Consider the following 17659-nt stretch of genomic DNA (forward strand, 5'->3'; position numbering starts at 1 on the left):
ACCGATAAATTAAAGGCCGTGCCATTGGGCGGCCAGTGAAACCTAGGGTGCGATGATTCGGCCCGACACTCCATATTGCTTAATCTATGAGGATATGACTATGCGTAACTATGATTTGACTCCCCTTTACCGCAGCGCTATCGGTTTTGATCGTTTGGCCCGTTTGGCCGAACATGCCGCCGCCAACAATGGCAATGCCGGTTACCCTCCATACAATATCGAACTCCTGGGTGAGAACCGTTACCGGATAACCATGGCGGTTGCAGGCTTTGCCATGGATGAGCTGGAGATCACCAGCGAGGGCGAAAAGCTGTTGGTGAAAGGCACCAAGGGCGAGCAGGCTCCGGAGCGTAAATACCTGTATCAAGGCATTGCCGAGCGCGGCTTTGAGCGTACCTTCCAGTTGGCCGATTATGTGACCGTTGAAGGTGCTCATCTGGAACATGGCCTGCTTAATATAGATTTGGTGCGCGAGATCCCTGAAGCCATGAAACCGCGCAAAATTGAGATAGGCTCAGGTAACCGCTTGATAGAAGAAACTCAGGCCTGAAACAGCGTCGATAAGCTAAGTCCCGGCTTGTAAAGCAGGCCGCTAAAGCAAAAAAGCCAGTCTGATACAGACTGGCTTTTTGTATTCAGGGCTATCATTCCCCAAGGCAGTGCTTAGAGTACCATGGCGGCAATCCAGCCGAAGATCAGCAGCGGAATGTTGTAGTGAATAAAGGTTGGGATCACGCTATCGCGGATATGGTCATGCTGACCATCGGCATTGAGGCCGGCAGTAGGGCCGAGCGTTGAGTCCGATGCCGGTGAACCGGCATCCCCAAGCGCCGCGGCGGTGCCGACCAGGGCGATAACCGCAGGTACAGAGAAACCAAAGTTCAGCGCCAGCGGCACATAGATGGTGGCAATAATAGGGATAGTCGAGAAAGATGAGCCTATGCCCATGGTGATCAACAGACCTACCACCAACATCAACAGCGCGCCCAGGCCTTTGTTATCACCGATCAATTCCCCTATGGCACTCACCAGAGTTAACACTTCACCGGTTTGTTTGACCACGGCGGCGAAACCGGCGGCGGCTATCATGATAAAGCCTATGTTGGCCATCATGCGCACGCCTTGGTTAAAGATATCTTCATCGGCCACATGTTTGAGCGCGCCGCTGAATGAGAAGATCATAAAGCCGACCAGGGCGCCGAAGATCATTGAATCTGTCTGCAGCTGCACCAGCAGAGTCGCCAAAATGGCCAGCACGGCAATGATGATGTTGCGCTTGCTGAGGCCGGTTTCCGGCTCGGCGGCGAGGATCTGCTCTTCCCGGTATTCTCTTGGTTTGCGATAGCTGATAAACACGGCCGTCAACAGTCCGGCCAGCATGCCGGCGGCCGGAATGAGCATGGCCTTGGGGATATCTCCTGACTGGGCCTGTAAGCCGTTGGACTGCAGGTTTGCCAGCAGTATGTCGTTTAGAAATATGCCGCCAAAGCCCACAGGCAACACCATATAAGTGGTGACCAGGCCGAAGGTGATAACACAGGCAACTAAACGCCTGTCCAGCTTGAGTTTGGACATCAGATGCAAGAGGGGCGGCACCAAAATGGGGATAAAGGCGATATGGATCGGCAGAATGTTTTGTGAGCTGATAGCCATGGCTAGCAGTGACAGCAGCAACAGGCTGCGAACCCACTTGAGGTTTTGACTATTGGGATCCTTACCAAGGGCCTTGATCACCGTCGTGGAGATCAAAGTGGTCAACCCTGAGTGGGACAGGGCCACGGCAAAGGCGCCGAGCAGGGCATAACTCAGGGCTATTTGGGCACCACCGCCCAGGCCGGTATTGAATGCCTCTATGGTCTGGTGGATATCCAGTCCTCCCATCAAGCCGGCGACCAGGGCGCTGATCGTTAAGGCGATCACCACATTGACCCGGGCCAGACTGAGAGCGAGCATCAGACAGACGGCAATCACAACTGCGTTCATAGTAAAGTCTTATTCGCTAAACAAAGGGGGTATTTTTGACTGGGGGGGCTTGGATGTCCAGCTGCAATCAGTGTTTGCGGGAAAAAATCTGCCTTTGTGAATTGGATCAGTGTTCTGCTTCGCAGCATGTGAGCCAGATTGACAAAATGGATAACAATTTGTTGGTTTATTGCTCAAACACGCCTTGGCGTGTCGCAAAAGCGTGATATTGATCCTAAATAGGTTGTCAGGTGGATGGCACCTCTTATAATGACTTGTACTTAAAACGGATTCTGTTTTATTCACAGCTCAATCCATAGATGGAGGTATAAAATGAGCGTATTAGTAGGCCGTCCGGCTCCGGACTTTACTGCAGCAGCTGTTCTGGGTTCTGGCGAAATTGTTGACAGCTTTAACCTGACTGCAGCAATCAAAGGCAAGCCTGCGGTAGTGTTCTTCTACCCACTGGATTTCACCTTCGTGTGCCCATCTGAGCTGATCGCTTTCGATCACCGCATGGAAGAGTTCAAGAAGCGTGGCGTTGAAGTGATCGGTGTTTCTATCGACTCTCAGTTTACTCACAATGCATGGCGCAACACCCCAGTGGAAAAAGGCGGTATTGGCCAGGTTCAATACACTCTGGTTGCCGACGTTCGTCATGACATCTGTAAGGCTTACGACGTTGAGCATCCAGAAGCCGGTGTGGCTTTCCGCGGTTCTTTCCTGATCGACAAAGAAGGTATGGTGCGTCACCAGGTCGTTAACGATCTGCCTCTTGGCCGTAACGTCGATGAAATGCTGCGTATGATTGACGCGCTGCAATTCCACGAAGAGCACGGTGAAGTTTGCCCTGCCGGTTGGGAAAAAGGCAAGAAAGGCATGAAAGACAGCCCAGACGGTGTAGCTGCCTATCTGTCAGAGAACGCTGAAGAGCTGTAATTTTCTGAATTGATTTCAAAGAGCTGCCCTCGGGCAGCTTTTTTTATATCGATTAAACCTTTATTGTTCAGTGCGTGACGTAAGGTTTGAGATAGCCGCTAATTGAGCCGGAAAATAGTAAGGAAGACAGGATGAATTCAGTGGAGTTTGCCATCCCTGAGCAGGACAAGCAGGCCTTCAGCCAATATTATGCGCAAAAGATCGCCCCCAAGTGCCGGCGTTATGAGTCGGTGCGAGAGGCCGCCGCTGCTAGGTATAAAGAGCGTAGAAAGATAGTTGCGCCTCTAACCTTTATCGGCATTCCGGCATTTTTACTGTTTTTTGCCATGAGTTTCTACGGCGCCTTCATGCTGGATTTTAAAGAAGGGGTGTTTTTTATCGGCTTTGGCGGCGCCGTGGTATCTCTGGCGGTGGTGGTATTGGCCAACATCTGGGCAGGCAGTGAGATAAGTGAACTGCGTACCCAGATAGTCGAGGAGATCTACCCTCTATTGCTGGGGTATTTCGGTAAAAGCTTTGCGTTTAACCCCTCAGGATTGCCTGAACTGGAAAGCTATAAAGACTATGGTCTCTTTCCCGACTATGACAAAGGTTATTTTCAAAACTCGGTCAGAGGCAAATATCTTAATGTGCCTTTTCTGCTTAGGGAACTGACGTTACTCGAACGCACAGGCAAGAACGATAATGGTCCCCAATATAAGACGCTGTTCGATGGCATAGTGATAGAGTTCGAGCTGCCAAAGACATTTTCCGCAACCATCCAAGTGCGCCGCGATAAAGGTTTTATGGCCAATGGCTTGGCGCAGTTCAGAAGCAAACTCTCGAGGGTAAAGCTGGAAGACCCGGACTTTGAGCGTAGATTTGAGGTCTACAGTGACGATCAGCTTGAAGCCAGATATGTGCTCAACACAGCGACTATGGAGCGTTTGTTGTCACTATCAGGATTTTATCAGGGTGAGCTGGAAGCCTGTTTCAAACAGGGGCGATTGTTTGTCAAAATAGCCTGTCAGCACAGCTATTTTGAGCCGCAACTGGATCTACTCAAGCCGCTGGATCTCAGCGCTGATATCGAGCAAGTGTTTAAAGAGATCCATGAAGTATTCGACTTGATTAAAGCCTTGAAACTCGACAGTCGCACCGGGCTTTAAACATGAGGCTCAAGATCTGGGTTTGGAGCCTAGCTGTCTTTGGTTTTTAGTCACTGGCTTCTGAACGGGTTTCTGAAAGCTGGTCTTTGGTCACTGGGTTTTGATGCGCCCTCACGCCAGATGCTCAAAGGATTTGGCTTGAGGGCGGGCAACACTGTAGTTTGAGTCAGACTTATATGTCTGAGCCGACTTACTATGTTTGAACGTATGTTTGAGCGGGTTTAGACCGCATCCTCTGGGGCTTCGGTTTCTGCTTCGGCAGGCAAAGGCCAGCCGCCGAGGGCTTTCCAGCGGTTCACTATGTAGCAGAATAGCTCGGCGGTGCGCTCTGTATCATAAAGTGCCGAATGAGCTTCTTTGTTATCGAAGGGGATCCCGGCCAAGCTGCAGGCCTTGGCCAGCACTGTGTGGCCTATGGCCAATCCGGCCAGAGTGGCGGTATCGAAAGTAGCAAAGGGATGAAACGGCGAGCGCTTGATATCATTGCGCTCGATTGCCTTACTGACAAAGCCGTGATCGAAGGCGGCGTTGTGAGCCACTATGATAGAACGGTGGCAATCGGCCGCCTTCTGCGCTTTCTTCACCGCCTTGAATATCTCCAGAAAAGCTTCTTTCTCGCTGACGGCGCCCCTGAGAGGGTTGTTGGGATCTATGCCGTTGAATGCCAGCGCCTCCGGCTCGAGGTTGGCGCCTTCAAAAGGTTCGATATGGTAGTGCAGGGTTCTGTCTATGCCCAGATTACCATCGGCATCCATCTTCAGCAGGGTGACGGCAATCTCCAGCAGCGCGTCGGTCTGCGCATTGAAGCCAGCGGTCTCCACGTCGATCACCACAGGGAAATAGCCCCTGAATCTGTGTTTGAGTTGGTTGGCTAGGCTTGGCTGAGTCATGCATTTCCCCTGGAAAATAACGAAGCGGCTATTATGCTAAAACATCAACAGGGTGTCATGTTCGATTGTTGTTTTTATAGGCTAAAGGAATGAATTTCTTTGCCGATAGAGACAACATGATATGTAAAAGAGAGATTTCTATGTGGCGTAAACTGTTCCTGCTGTCGACTCTTTGTCTGCCGCTGTCGGCGGTGGCGGATCTTAGACACTATGTAGCGTCACTCGATGACTCTCATTGGCGCGTGGCGCAAAATACCCCCATAGGCTGTAGTCTGGAGCACGACATTCCTGCCTACGGCAAGGCGGTGTTTAGCAGTCATGCGGGTAAAGAGCTGAATCTGCAGTTTACTCTGGATATGTGGCAAAAGCCTGATGCCGTGACCCATGCCCGCTTGATGAGCAAGGCACCGGCCTGGCGTCCCGGAGTGACCTCCAAGGCGATTACTGAGCTGAGCTACCAGAAATATTTCAATGGCGAAGTGCCGAAAAAGGCCGCCTGGTCGATGCTGGCAGAGCTGGATCGCGGCATGGAACCCACTTTCTACTACAGCGATTGGTATAACCAAAGCAATAAGGTGGCGGTCGGGCTTTCTGCAGCCAACTTTGCTCAGAAATACCGCGAGTTCAAGCAGTGTTTGGCCAATCTACTGCCTTACAGTTTCGATGATATCGCCTTTACCGTGCTTACCTATGAGATGGGCGGTACTGAATTGACCCGTTATTCCAAGGCGCAGCTGGCACGGGTGCAGGAGTATCTGGCCTATGATCCCGAGGTAGAGCTGGTACTGATAGACGCCTATACCGACAGCTATGGTGGGCGTAGTATCAACCAGAAGGTATCTCAGCAGCGCGCCGGTTCAGTCAAAGAGTTTTTCGTGGCGCGGGGGATCCCGGGTGACAGGATCCACACCGAAGGGCATGGCGAGCGTCGTCATGTGGCTTCTAATGACTCCAGTGACGAGCGGGCTCGCAACCGCCGAGTGGTTATCCGGATAAGCAAACCTCTGCAGTAACGCCAGAGCATGTTTTCACAGATAGTAAAAAACCAGGTTCAAGCCTGGTTTTTTCATGCGTAGACTTTGAGGTGGGCTCAGGCGCGCATCGCCTTTTCGCCTCTGGCAAGCCCCACCACGCCGGAGCGGGATACTTCCACTACCTTGGTGACTTCGGTCAGCGCGGCAATAAAGGCGTCCAGTTTATCGCTGGTACCCGCCATCTGTACTGTGTAGAGATTGGCGGTTACATCGACAATTTGGCCGCGGAAGATATCGGCGGTGCGTTTTACCTCTGCCCGCAATGCGCCGCTTGCCTTGACCTTGACCAAGGCAAGCTCCCGTTCCACATGGGTGGACTCTGTGATGTTGGATACCTTGAGCACATCGATAAGCTTGTGCAGTTGCTTTTCTATCTGCTCCAGAATGCTCTCATCGGCCTCGACTGCGACTGTGAGCCGGGAAAGTGTCGGATCGTCGGTGGGCGCAACCGTCAGAGTTTCAATGTTGTAGCCGCGTTGGGAGAAGAGACCGACAACTCTTGACAGGGCGCCGGGCTGGTTTTCCATCAATACAGATATGATTCGACGTCTCATCAGCTTTTCTCCGTCTTGCTCAGCCACATTTCATTCATAGCGCCACCACGAATTTGCATCGGGTAGACGTGTTCGGTTTCATCGACACTGATATCCACAAACACCAGCCTGTCTTTCATGGCCAGGGCTTGTGCCAGTTTGCTCTCCAGCTCATCCACATGGTCGATATTGATCCCCACATGGCCGTAGGCTTCGGCTATTTTGGCAAAATCAGGCACTGAGTCCATATAGGAATGGGAGTGGCGGCCGGAGTAGATCATGTCCTGCCACTGTTTCACCATCCCGAGGAAACGGTTGTTGAGATTGATGATTTTCACCGGCACATCATATTGCAGTGCGGTGGAAAGCTCTTGAATATTCATCTGAATCGAGCCGTCGCCGGTGACGCACACGACGGTTTCATCCGGCATCGCCATCTTGACCCCCATGGCGGCCGGCAAGCCGAATCCCATGGTGCCCAGGCCGCCTGAGTTGATCCAGCGCCGTGGCTTGTCGAAAGGATAATAGAGAGCGGCAAACATCTGGTGCTGGCCAACATCCGAGGCCACATAGGCATCACCGTTTGTCAGGCGATAGAGGGTTTCTATCACTTGCTGGGGCTTGATCCGTTCGGCATTGCGCTGATAGTCGAGGCAGTTACGGCTGCGCCAAGAAGCAATTTGCTGCCACCAGTGTTGCAGCGCCTCGTCATCCAGAGGCGTTACCTTGTCTTCATCCAGCAATTGCAGCATCTCGTTCAGCACCTTATCGGCCGAGCCCACAATCGGAATATCCACCTTGATGGTCTTGGAGATGGATGAAGGGTCGATATCTATGTGCAGTATGGTGGCATCCGGGCAATATTTGGCGACATTATTGGTGGTTCTGTCATCGAACCTCACCCCAATACCGAAGATTAAATCTGAATGGTGCATGGCCATATTGGCTTCGTACAGACCGTGCATCCCCAGCATGCCCAGGTTGTTGTGATGAGAACCGGGAAAGGCGCCCAGCCCCATAAGCGTATTGACCACGGGCAGTTTCAGTCGTTCGGCCAGAGTCAACAGCTGCTGGTGGCAGCCGGAGATAATGGCGCCGCCGCCCACATACAACACAGGTTTTTTGGCGGCCATCAAGGCCTGCAAACCCCGGCGGATCTGGCCCTTGTGACCCGAAAGCGTCGGGTTGTAGGAGCGCATCTTAATCTCTTCCGGGTATTGATACTCGTGCAGTATCGCCGGGTTGAGGCTGTCTTTTGGCAGATCCACTACCACAGGGCCAGGGCGGCCGCTGGCCGCGATATAGAAGGCTTTCTTGATAATGGTGGGAATTTCAGTGGGATCTGTCACCAAAAAGCTGTGTTTCACCACAGGGCGGGAGATCCCTATCATGTCGCACTCCTGAAAGGCGTCATTGCCGATCAGGTTACTGGGCACCTGGCCCGAAAGCACCACCAGAGGGACTGAATCCATATAGGCGGTGGCGATGCCGGTAATGGCATTGGTCGCTCCCGGGCCGGATGTCACCAACACCACGCCGACCTTGCCCGTGGCTCTGGCGTAACCATCGGCCATGTGCACGGCCGCCTGTTCATGGCGGACAAGAATATGTTCTATATCGGATTTTTGATGCAGGGCATCATAGATGTCGAGAACTGAGCCACCCGGGTAGCCGAATATATGTTTTACGCCTTCGTCAATTAACGAACGCACTATCATGCTGGCGCCTGAAAGCATCTCCATTTGGTACTCCTTGATAAGATACCGTTACGGTAAACAGTAACTTTTACAGCGACGGTTATCGCTCTAATCCAAGCCGGAAGGGTAGTTCCGGCCAGCTGTCGACCCGGCCGTGGGGCACACTTCCTTGTAGGGAAGGGATCTCTGTCACCAATGGACAGAATTTCATCATATTGGAAAGAGGTAAGTTTTCAAGCCCCTGAACCTGGCTTTTTTATGAGCATGAATAAATTTCATTTTTGCCGCCGAAAAGCGGCCCTGGTTGCGGTAGGCTTTTTCTAAAGTGATTTTTGTTATATATTGAATTTATTGTATTTTATTCTTAATTGAGGATCTTTTTAGACTTTAGTCTAAAACGGCGCTAATTCCTTGTGTATGAAACCAATCTTTGAAAACTGGGGTTCTAGTGGTTGCGGGAAATCGACAAACGGCACTTTTCGCTCAAGCGGTTTCAAACGCTTGAGCGTGCTTTACCGCTAGCTTTATTTTAGGAGCCGGTACTGCGGCATTCGGGCGCAGGGCGGCGACTGACAGCGAACTGGCACAGCCCCACCAGTAGTACAGAGGCCAGCATCAGCGCGGCAAAGGGCACGGCAGTCCCCGTGTAAAACAGTGCCAGCAGCGGTCCGGCCAGAGCACCAAAGCCGAATCTCAGGGTGCCGATAACCGCGGTGGCGGTGCCGGTTTCCTGCTGGAATCTCATCAGTACTATGGCATCGGCATTGACCGACATTATCCCCAGACAGCCCATCAATGGCAGCAACATGATTACGGTAAAGTGGTAACTCAAGTCGAGCAGGTTCACCAGTAACAGCCCGGTAGCGGCGATACTACCGAGCATAGTGGCGGCAACCAACATGCGTCTTGAACCATAGCGACCGACAATGCGTGAGTTGATAATATTGGCCAGCATCAAGGCGCCTACGTTGGTACTGAATAGTATGGCAAACAGTGACTTATCCAAGTTAAATACCGACATATAGACAAACGGCGAGGCTGTCAGATAGCAAAAAAAAGCGAATGAAGTCAGTACGCCGCTGCCAATATGCAGCTTAACGCCGGGCCGGGTAAAGACGGTGGCATAGGCGCCAAAGAATGACTTGCGGCTGCGCTCGGCGCCTTGCATATCCGATGGCAAACGCAGTTTCAGCAATACCAGCATGAGTAGCAGCAAGGAATAGCAGGCGAGGATAAAGAAAATCAGATGCCATTCACCCAGCTCCAAAATTAGGCTGCCGATGGACGGTGCCAGCAGTGGCGCCAGCATCATTATTAGGCTGACATAGGACATGCCCTTGGCTGTATTGTCACCATAGACCTCCTTGATATAGCCGGGGATAACCACGGTAGCGGCGGCGCCGATAAACGCCTGGACAAATCTGAGGCTTAAAAACATTTCTATCGTTTGCGACAGCGCCAATCCCAGGCTGACCAACATAAATCCCGATAGGCCAATGATCACCAAAGGACGACGACCGAAGCGATCGGCCAAAGGCCCAAAGGTAAGCATGCCCAGAGAATACCCGGCCAGATACAGGCTCAGAGACTGCTGCACTGTCGTGATATCGGAATGGAAGCTTTCGGCTAGGGTAGCCATGGCCGGCAGATACATGTCGATGGCCAAAGGCGTTATCGCCACTATGGCCGACAGCATGGGAATAAGCAAGGCCAGATGCAGCCCTTGGGGCGCGCGCCTGGTTATCTGGGGTTGGGTATCCAATTTAACCTCATATATTGGCCAAAAAGCATTGGATGCTTGGTCAGGAATGTGACTCATGCCACGAAATGTGGCTTGGGGTTCATGTTAAGCCGTGGCGACCAATTAGCCAATCCCCCAGAGTGGTTTCTTTACATTACTGACAAAGGAAGATGAAAAAGTGGGTAGTGAGAATATTTTATTTCACCCTGGATGACTTCCTGGCATAAGCTCACTACATTGTCCACTCAAGATTGTGTGCGCTTAAATTAATGGAGTTGAGTGCTGAATATGCGAGTTCATTTTCCACGATGGAATACCCGGGAGTTGCTGACTCAATCACTTCCAGGGTTGGCAGGATTGCTGAATTATCAGAAAGAATGGTTGCGGGACGATCTTCGCGCCGCCTTGTCGGTAACCGCTGTGGCCTTGCCGGTAGCTATCGCCTATGCCCAGCTTACCGGAGTCAGTGCTGTGGCCGGGCTATACTCCTGTATTTTACCTATGTTGATTTATGCCCTGCTGGGTACATCGAGGCAACTGATAGTGGGTCCGGATGCCGCGACCTGCGCCGTCATTGCCGCTGTGGTGACGCCACTGGCCGCGGGCGATGCCAAGGTGCACTGGCAGTTGGTGATGACCATGACCCTGATGACGGGGATTTGGTGTTTGCTGGCCAGCCGTTTTCGGCTAGGGGTGCTTGCTGAGTTTCTCTCGCGGCCGATTTTGATGGGGCTGCTCAACGGGGTGGCGATAACCATTATCGTCGGCCAGTTCTCGAAGATTTTTGGCTTTAGCTTCGAATCCCGCTATTTGCTGGAGCGCCTGGCAGGCGGCGCCGAGTATCTGTCGCGCACTCACTGGCCAACATTGGGCATGAGTCTGGTCACTCTGTTGGTGTTCCTGCTGGTCAAGCGTCTGCGGCCGCAACTGCCTGCTTCTATGGTAGCGATAGCTGTGGCCGGATTATTGGTATGGCTGCTAGATTTGCAGCAGTATCAACTGGCGGTGGTCGGCACTATTGAAGGCGGTTTGCCGGAGTTTCAGGCACCGGTATTTGACTTGGGGCTGAGTCGTGAATTGGTGATGCCGGCGCTGAACCTTGCCATGGTGAGCTTTGTCTCCATGATGCTGACGGCGCGCAGCTTTGCCGCCAAAAACGGCTACGACATAGATCCCGATAAAGAGTTTCGCGCGCTTGGATTTGCCAATATCGCCTCGGGTTTGTCCCAGGGGTTTGCCATCAGCGGCGCCGATTCGCGCACCGCGGTTAATGATGCCAATGGCGGCAAGTCGCAGTTGGTTTCTGTGATAGCGGCGCTGCTGATAGCCCTGGTGGCCCTGTTCCTGACTGCGCCGCTGCAATATATCCCTTCGGCGGCGCTCGGGGTGGTGCTGGTTATCGCATCGCTCTCTTTGATTGATATCAAGGGGATCTGGAAGCTGAGAAAGCGTGACAACGGCGCCTTTACCCTGGCGCTGATCACCCTGTTGGCCGTGCTCTTTATCGGGGTGATCCCGGGGATCACCCTGGCGGTGCTGCTGGGCTTATTCCAATTTATCCGGGTAGTGATGAAACCCTCGGAGCAGCTGCTCGGTGTCGATCGTAAAGGGGTGCTGCGCAGTATCGACCGCAGTGACAAGGCCACGGCGATCCCGGGGATCATGATCTACCGTTTCAACTCACCCTTGACCTATTTCAACGCCGGTTATTTCAAACGCCAGTTGCTGGCCAGATTAAAAGAGCAGCCCGAGCCGGTGGACTGTGTGATAGTCGATGCGGTGGCCTGTTTTAGTCATCTGGATATCAGTGTGATGGCCATGATTGCCGATGTGGCGCACCTGTTGAAGCGCCGCGGTGTCAGCCTGGTGCTGGCGGGCCGTAAACGTCAACTGCTCAGCTGGTGCGAAGCCAGTGGCATAGATGTGGCGGAGGATGGTTTGATCATCAGGCCTGATTTGGCCTTGGCGGTGCGAATGCATCAAAACTACAAACAAGCGGTCGCTGAGGGCCAGGCCCCCGAAGTGCGGCGTTTGGCCGGCGATGATACCAGCGCCCCCAGACCGTCACACCTGTAAGACCTGGCGGGATCCCGACAGCTCGCAAACGCCTGCCCGGATTACTCGGCAGGCGCTAAAGAGGCTGTTGCTCGCCGCTTTCCAACCACAGAGGCTTGGGTTTCATGGCGCGGATAAACCAGGGGTGCTCGAGCCAGGCCTGCAGCCATTGAGTCAGACAGGGCAAGGGCGCTGCATTGAACCTGGCTCTATCCACATGGGCAAATTGGCGCACAAAAGGGAAAATGGCGAGATCCGCCGCGCTCATTCGCCCGAGCAACATGACCTGCTGTTGTTGCTCTTTTTGCCCCCGTAGCTTTTGCTGCCCGAGTTGTTCTTGAGCCTCAGCCAGCCTCTGCTCCAGTGGCAGCAAGTACAGGAGCGCTTGTTCGAAATAGCTTTGCTGGCTGAACTCAGGGTAACGGTCAAAGTATTTGTATCTGTCCAGTAAAGGCTTGAATGCCCTGTCATTGGTCGCTATCAGGGTTGAGATAAGGTTTTCTTCCTCAGGATTTTGCGGCAGCAATGAGTGGGGATCGGCTTGTGCCAGTGCCCAGAAAAGGATATCCAGGCTCTCGTCCAGTACCCTTCCATCGGCGAGTTGCATCACAGGCACTGTGCCTTTGGGCGATAGTTCCAGCATCTGCTGCGGCTTACTTTTCAGCAGAATTTCCCGCACTACAACAGAGTAGTCGGCGGCAATCAAGCCCAGTCTGGCGCGCATGGCATAGGGGCAGCGGCGAAAGCTGTACAGAATAGTTTGACTGCTTACTTGAGTCACAAGAGTCCCTTGGAATTCAATGAAAACAGCCATTGTAGGAATCACTCGGGTGGCAGGCAAGGTTGCTGTTCATAACCGCATGTAAAGGGTTAAACCGCTACTATATGGCGGCCTGCTGCAGGAATCGCCGAATAACCCTACTTTTACTGTCTATTTGCGCTACTGTGATTGGGATAGAATGGCACCCCCATTTTGGGAGGTGGATCACTTAAGGAAGGTTCCGGAAGGTGACGCCGTTATGCACTGGAAATTAGGTTCCAGCCAGCAGAAGTTGAGGTAATGATGTCCAAAATAGTGGTATGTGCTTTATATAAGTTTGTTTCCCTGCCGGATTATGAGGCTTTGCGTCAGCCGTTGCTGGAAACCATGGAAGACAATGGTATTCGCGGCACCTTGCTGCTGGCTGCCGAAGGCATTAATGGCACTGTGGCCGGCTCGGAAAACGGTATCAATACCCTGATGGCCTGGTTGGATGCCCAGAATGGCCTGGATAATATCGTCTCCAAGCGCTCATTTGATGATGAGATGCCGTTTTACCGCACCAAGGTCAAACTCAAGAAAGAGATAGTCACCATGGGGGTGGAAGGCATAGATCCCAGAGAAGTGGTCGGCACCTATGTCAAACCCAAAGACTGGAATGCGCTGATCTCCGATCCCGATGTGCTGCTGGTTGATACCCGCAACGACTATGAAGTGCAAATTGGTACCTTCAAGAATGCCATCAATCCCGAGACCGAGACTTTCCGCGAGTTCCCAGAATATGTGAAGCAGCAGCTGGATCCGGCCAAGCACAAGAAGGTAGCCATGTTTTGCACCGGCGGGATCCGCTGTGAAAAGTCCACAGCTTATCTTAAGCAACAAGGCTTTGATGAGGTATATCACCTCGAAGGCGGGATCCTCAAATATCTGGAAGAAGTGCCCGAAGAGCAGAGTTTGTGGCAAGGAGAGTGCTTTGTCTTTGATAACCGGGTTTCTGTGGATCACCAGCTGCAAAAAGGTCAGTACGATCAGTGTAATGCCTGCCGGATGCCGATAACCGAGGCCGATAAGCAGAGCCCGGCCTATGAGCAGGGGGGCAGCTGTCCCCATTGCATAGATAAGCTGGATGAAAAGCAGCGTCGGCGCTTTATCGAGCGTGAGAGACAGATGCAACTGGCCAAGCGCCGCGGTGAGGCCCATATAGGCGCCGATGTCAAAGAAGTGATCCATAAGCGCCGTGAGCAAAAACAGCGTCAGAAAGAGCAGGCCAAGCAAACCTCTTGATAGCGGTAAGAAATCTAATCATCGAAGGAGCCCACAGGCTCCTTTTTTCTTATATACATCTTCCTTAGTTCAGAGCCTTGAATCGCCCCAGTCACTATGGTTTTTCGATACCGGAACAAACCGCAGCCTTCCCCCCACTCAATCCCCATTCAGGTTTCTTGGTCAAAAAGCCAGCTTTTCCTTTGATTTGTGTCGTTTAAACGCAGAGCTTCACATAACTGCAATCTTGATTAATCAAATCTGTCATCTGGATCCCTGACAATCAGGCCGCTTTATTTTTAATAGCGAACAATTTACTTCAACCCAATACGGATGATGAAAGTGATGAAAAATAGATTAGCTGCGTTGATCTCATGCAGCCTGGTAACCATGGCGGCCAACAGTGCCGTGTTACCCAGTGTTCAAACTGACAGCCATTGGTATAAGGAAAGCGCCCAGCGGGTGTCAGACAAGGCTACATTAGAATCAAAAGCAAAAGCCAAAAACGTCATTTTGTTTGTCGGTGACGGTATGGGGATCTCCACCTTGACTGCTGCGCGTATCTACCAAGGGCAGCAGCTGGCCGGTAACCAGGGTGGTGAAGAGAATTTCCTGAGTTTTGAGAAGTTTGACCATACCGCATTGATCAAGACCTATAACACCAACCAGCAAACACCGGACAGTGCCGGCACCATGACGGCCATTGCGACTGGGGTAAAGTCCAAAGCGGGGGTGATTTCGGTATCCGAACAGAGCCTTCGTGGCAACTGCCTGTCATCCAAAGGTAATGAGCTGGTGACTTTGGTGGATCTGGCCAATGCCAAAGGCTTATCTACCGGTGTGGTGAGCACTGCACGTATCACCCACGCCACTCCGGCAGCAACCTATGCCCATAGCCCGGAGCGTGACTGGGAATCTGACGCCAACCTGCCTGCCGAGGCGGTAGCCAACGAGTGTAAAGATATCGCCTACCAGATGGTGATGCGCGATAAAGACAATGCCCTGTCAGTCGCGCTGGGCGGTGGTCGCCGCGCCTTTATCCCTGAAACAGTGACAGATGGCGAGAACAAGAAAGGCCAGCGTAAAGACGGCCTGGACTTGACCAAGGCTTGGGTCGACAACCTGGACAACGCCGCCTATGTATGGAACAGCGCAGAGTTTGATGCCATAGATGCCGGCACCACAGATCACCTGCTGGGCTTGTTCAACTCCTCCCACATGGAATATGAAGCGGACCGCGCCGATGATGTGGGCGGCGAACCTTCATTGACTGAGATGACTGCAAAATCTCTCGAGATTTTGCAGAAGAATGACAAGGGCTATCTGCTGATTGTCGAGTCGGGTCGTATCGACCATGGTCACCACGCCGGTAACGCCAAGCGCGCCCTGGCCGATGCGGTGGAACTCTCCAACGCCGTTAAGGCGGCGGTCGAAAACACCAACCCGGAAGAGACGCTAATTCTGGTCACCGCCGACCACAGCCACGTGTTCACCATCGCAGGTTATCCGAAGCGGGGTAACCCCATTCTGGGTCTGGTGCACGGCGTGGATGGAAACCTTTCTACTGCCCTCGATGGTAAGCCATACACCACCTTGGGTTACACCAATGGCCCGGGCGCCGTTGTGGGGAACCGTGACGACCTGACCTCAGTGGACACTCAAGACAAAGACTTTATCCAACAAGCTCTTATTCCTATGGGAAGTGAAACCCACGCCGGTGAAGACATCAGTCTGCACGCCACAGGCCCCGGCGCCCACCTGGTGCAGGGTGTAATGGAGCAGAACGTGATTTTCCACATTATCAATCAAGCCCAAGAGCTTGGCGGTACTAAGTATTAATTGGGAGCAAGGAAATGAATAAGAAATTACTGGTACTGTCTTTGGCCGCGATTCTCGGTTTGGCGGCCTGTGGAAGTGACGGTGACAACGGCAACGCAGGCACTCCGGGCACAGATGGAAGCAACGGCAGTGACGGAAAAGACTGGACCGCCGTTAATCAATGGTATGTCGATGGTCAAAACCGCGTCACCAAGGCGTCCAATATGAGCAATAACACCCAGGCGGGGGCGGCAAAAAACATCATCTTGTTTGTCGGCGATGGCATGGGCGTTTCAACTGTGACGGCGGCGCGGATCCTCGATGGTCAGCTCAAGGGGCAAACTGGAGAGGAAAACTCACTCTCCTTTGAAACCCTGCCTTATCTTGGCCTGGCCAAGACTTATAATGTCGATGGTCAAACCCCGGATTCGGCCGGCACCATGACGGCCATGGTCACCGGGGTGAAGACGGACGTTGGCGTGATCTCACAGGCTGAAGGTGTTGAGCGCGGCGTCTGTTCTTCCACCAGCGGTCAAAACCTGGTGACTTCGCTGGAGCTGGCCGCCATGGCGGGTATGGCTACCGGTGTGGTTTCGACCGCACGTATCACTCACGCGACCCCGGCTGCCACTTATGCTCATGTGCCGGATCGCGACTGGGAAGCGGACAGCAACTTGCCGGCCGAAGCCGTCAGCAACGGCTGTAAAGACATTGCCGCCCAGATGCTGGACTTCAATAACGGCAAAGGGATCAATGTGGTTATGGGCGGTGGTCGCCGCGCGTTTATTCCCAACACCACTATCGATCCTGAAGGCAAAGCAGGTAAGCGTAACGATGGTCGCGATCTGACCGCCGAGTGGCTGTCCCAGTACCCCAACGCCAGTTACGTTACCGACCGTGACAGCTTCCTGGCGATGGATAGCGGCACCACAGAGCATGCGCTGGGGCTGTTTAACTCCTCTCACATGGAATATGACTACGACAGAGTGGAGGCCGGTGTTACCGGTGAACCTTCCTTGGCAGAGATGACGGCCAAGAGTATCGATATTCTGAAAAAGAACGACAAAGGCTTTGTCCTGATAGTTGAAGCCGGTCGTATCGACCATGCTCACCATGCCGGTAATGCGGCCCGTGCCCTGCACGACACCATAGCCTTGTCTGAGGCGGTACGTGTTGCCATGGAGAAGACTTCGGCCAATGACACCTTGCTGATGGTTACCGCCGACCACAGCCATGTGTTCACCATCGCCGGCTATCCGACCCGAGGTAATCCTATCCTGGGCCTGGTGAAGAGTAACGATGCCAACGGTCAGCCGTCGGTCACCAACTCTACCGATGCCAACGGCATGCCTTATACCACGGTTGGTTATGCCAATGGCCTGGGCTTTGGCTCGCTGGCGACTGGTGGCGATGAGCGTTACAACTATGCCGCCGAGCCTGGTCGGGTGGATCTGAATTACATAGACACCCAGAGTGTGGGGTTCCATCAGGAAGCATTGGTGCCGCTGGCAAGTGAAACCCATGCCGGTGAAGATGTGGCCATCTTCGCTCGCGGCCCGGGTGCCAGCCTGGTCCAGGGTACGGTTGAGCAGAACCACATCTTCCATGTGATGAACTTTGCCGGTGATTTGGTTAAAAAGGCCGAGGCCGCCGCGGCGCAATAAAGTTTAGCGTTTCGCAGCCTGATGCCCCTGCTTATCCCTAGGTTCAAGCAGGGTGCCAGGCTGCTTCTTTGGTTTTGGTCTTTGGTTTTAGTCTTTTGTTTTAGAGTCATATCAGTAGGTTTATTATGTCCCGAGTAACATTCAAGCCAGCGTTC

14 protein-coding genes are annotated in these 17659 nt (G+C 52.9%); 8 read left to right on the top strand and 6 right to left on the bottom strand.

Translation table 11 applies throughout. The annotated features are described in order from the left end of the window. The first annotated feature begins 100 nt into the window (after window positions 1-100). Window positions 101-550, top strand: a complete 450-nt coding sequence (locus K5621_RS08840; protein ID WP_028779347.1) for an Hsp20 family protein — start codon at window positions 101-103, stop codon at window positions 548-550. A gap of 113 nt (window positions 551-663) precedes the next feature. Here the strand turns inward: K5621_RS08840 and K5621_RS08845 are convergent, their stop codons facing one another. Beyond that, window positions 664-1983, bottom strand: coding sequence for a Na+/H+ antiporter family protein (locus K5621_RS08845; RefSeq protein WP_129979025.1), 1320 nt, complete (start codon window positions 1981-1983; stop codon window positions 664-666). 312 nt (window positions 1984-2295) lie between these two features. Here K5621_RS08845 and K5621_RS08850 point away from each other — a divergent pair, with 312 nt between their 5' ends. Together K5621_RS08850 and K5621_RS08855 are read left to right on the top strand one after the other, a co-directional pair. Beyond that, window positions 2296-2901, top strand: coding sequence for a peroxiredoxin (locus K5621_RS08850; protein ID WP_025009505.1), 606 nt, complete (start codon window positions 2296-2298; stop codon window positions 2899-2901). Window positions 2902-3032: 131 nt separating this feature from the next. Then, window positions 3033-4049: a DUF3137 domain-containing protein gene (locus tag K5621_RS08855; protein ID WP_100142741.1), complete on the top strand. Its 1017-nt coding sequence runs from the start codon at window positions 3033-3035 to the stop codon at window positions 4047-4049. A gap of 221 nt (window positions 4050-4270) precedes the next feature. Here K5621_RS08855 and rnt read toward each other — a convergent pair whose 3' ends face one another. Next, a complete protein-coding gene (gene rnt, locus K5621_RS08860) occupies window positions 4271-4939 on the bottom strand; it encodes a ribonuclease T (protein WP_221050968.1) in 669 nt (222 codons plus the stop codon). 140 nt (window positions 4940-5079) lie between these two features. Here rnt and K5621_RS08865 point away from each other — a divergent pair, with 140 nt between their 5' ends. Beyond that, window positions 5080-5952 carry a flagellar protein MotY gene (locus K5621_RS08865; protein WP_100142739.1) on the top strand — a complete coding sequence of 291 codons (873 nt, stop codon included), beginning with the start codon at window positions 5080-5082 and terminating at the stop codon, window positions 5950-5952. Between the two features lie 77 nt (window positions 5953-6029). Here K5621_RS08865 and ilvN read toward each other — a convergent pair whose 3' ends face one another. From ilvN to K5621_RS08880, 3 genes are all read right to left on the bottom strand, one after another. Further along, entirely contained in the window at window positions 6030-6527 is a 498-nt protein-coding gene (gene ilvN / locus K5621_RS08870; protein WP_039033365.1) for an acetolactate synthase small subunit, read from the bottom strand. Then, the gene (locus K5621_RS08875) at window positions 6527-8248 is read right to left on the bottom strand and encodes an acetolactate synthase 3 large subunit (RefSeq protein ID WP_221050969.1); all 1722 of its coding nucleotides are present in this window, start codon (window positions 8246-8248) and stop codon (window positions 6527-6529) included. Before K5621_RS08875 ends, ilvN begins: the two co-directional genes overlap by 1 nt. Window positions 8249-8732: 484 nt before the next feature. Beyond that, on the bottom strand, window positions 8733-9965 hold the full coding sequence (locus K5621_RS08880) for a multidrug effflux MFS transporter (protein WP_483414561.1): 1233 nt from the start codon (window positions 9963-9965) through the stop codon (window positions 8733-8735). Between the two features lie 267 nt (window positions 9966-10232). On the opposite strand from K5621_RS08880, the gene K5621_RS08885 reads away from it, so the two are divergent. Then, window positions 10233-12020, top strand: coding sequence for a SulP family inorganic anion transporter (locus K5621_RS08885; RefSeq protein ID WP_100142737.1), 1788 nt, complete (start codon window positions 10233-10235; stop codon window positions 12018-12020). Window positions 12021-12075: 55 nt separating this feature from the next. On the opposite strand, the gene K5621_RS08890 is transcribed toward K5621_RS08885, so the two are convergent. Next, a complete protein-coding gene (locus tag K5621_RS08890; protein WP_245003153.1) occupies window positions 12076-12780 on the bottom strand; it encodes a glutathione S-transferase in 705 nt (234 codons plus the stop codon). A gap of 282 nt (window positions 12781-13062) precedes the next feature. On the opposite strand from K5621_RS08890, the gene trhO reads away from it, so the two are divergent. The 3 genes from trhO (at window position 13063) to K5621_RS08905 (ending at window position 17504) form a co-directional block, all read left to right on the top strand. Next, window positions 13063-14043 carry an oxygen-dependent tRNA uridine(34) hydroxylase TrhO gene (gene trhO / locus K5621_RS08895; RefSeq protein ID WP_221051158.1) on the top strand — a complete coding sequence of 327 codons (981 nt, stop codon included), beginning with the start codon at window positions 13063-13065 and terminating at the stop codon, window positions 14041-14043. Between the two features lie 315 nt (window positions 14044-14358). Next, entirely contained in the window at window positions 14359-15861 is a 1503-nt protein-coding gene (locus tag K5621_RS08900; RefSeq protein ID WP_221051159.1) for an alkaline phosphatase family protein, read from the top strand. Between the two features lie 14 nt (window positions 15862-15875). Next, complete coding sequence (locus tag K5621_RS08905) at window positions 15876-17504, top strand: alkaline phosphatase family protein (protein ID WP_221050971.1); 1629 nt, start codon at window positions 15876-15878, stop codon at window positions 17502-17504. Window positions 17505-17659: the final 155 nt, after the last annotated feature.

Origin of the sequence: Shewanella carassii (genome assembly GCF_019670705.1) — a bacterium.
Classification (GTDB): domain Bacteria; phylum Pseudomonadota; class Gammaproteobacteria; order Enterobacterales; family Shewanellaceae; genus Shewanella; species Shewanella carassii.

Coding starts and splice junctions, on each gene's coding strand:
- K5621_RS08840 (WP_028779347.1), top strand. CDS start 101: ATGCGTAACTATGATTTGACTCCCCTTTACCGCAGCGCTATCGGTTTT.
- K5621_RS08845 (WP_129979025.1), bottom strand. CDS start 1,983: ATGAACGCAGTTGTGATTGCCGTCTGTCTGATGCTCGCTCTCAGTCTG.
- K5621_RS08850 (WP_025009505.1), top strand. CDS start 2,296: ATGAGCGTATTAGTAGGCCGTCCGGCTCCGGACTTTACTGCAGCAGCT.
- K5621_RS08855 (WP_100142741.1), top strand. CDS start 3,033: ATGAATTCAGTGGAGTTTGCCATCCCTGAGCAGGACAAGCAGGCCTTC.
- rnt (WP_221050968.1), bottom strand. CDS start 4,939: ATGACTCAGCCAAGCCTAGCCAACCAACTCAAACACAGATTCAGGGGC.
- K5621_RS08865 (WP_100142739.1), top strand. CDS start 5,080: ATGTGGCGTAAACTGTTCCTGCTGTCGACTCTTTGTCTGCCGCTGTCG.
- ilvN (WP_039033365.1), bottom strand. CDS start 6,527: ATGAGACGTCGAATCATATCTGTATTGATGGAAAACCAGCCCGGCGCC.
- K5621_RS08875 (WP_221050969.1), bottom strand. CDS start 8,248: ATGGAGATGCTTTCAGGCGCCAGCATGATAGTGCGTTCGTTAATTGAC.
- K5621_RS08885 (WP_100142737.1), top strand. CDS start 10,233: ATGCGAGTTCATTTTCCACGATGGAATACCCGGGAGTTGCTGACTCAA.
- trhO (WP_221051158.1), top strand. CDS start 13,063: ATGTCCAAAATAGTGGTATGTGCTTTATATAAGTTTGTTTCCCTGCCG.
- K5621_RS08900 (WP_221051159.1), top strand. CDS start 14,359: ATGAAAGTGATGAAAAATAGATTAGCTGCGTTGATCTCATGCAGCCTG.
- K5621_RS08905 (WP_221050971.1), top strand. CDS start 15,876: ATGAATAAGAAATTACTGGTACTGTCTTTGGCCGCGATTCTCGGTTTG.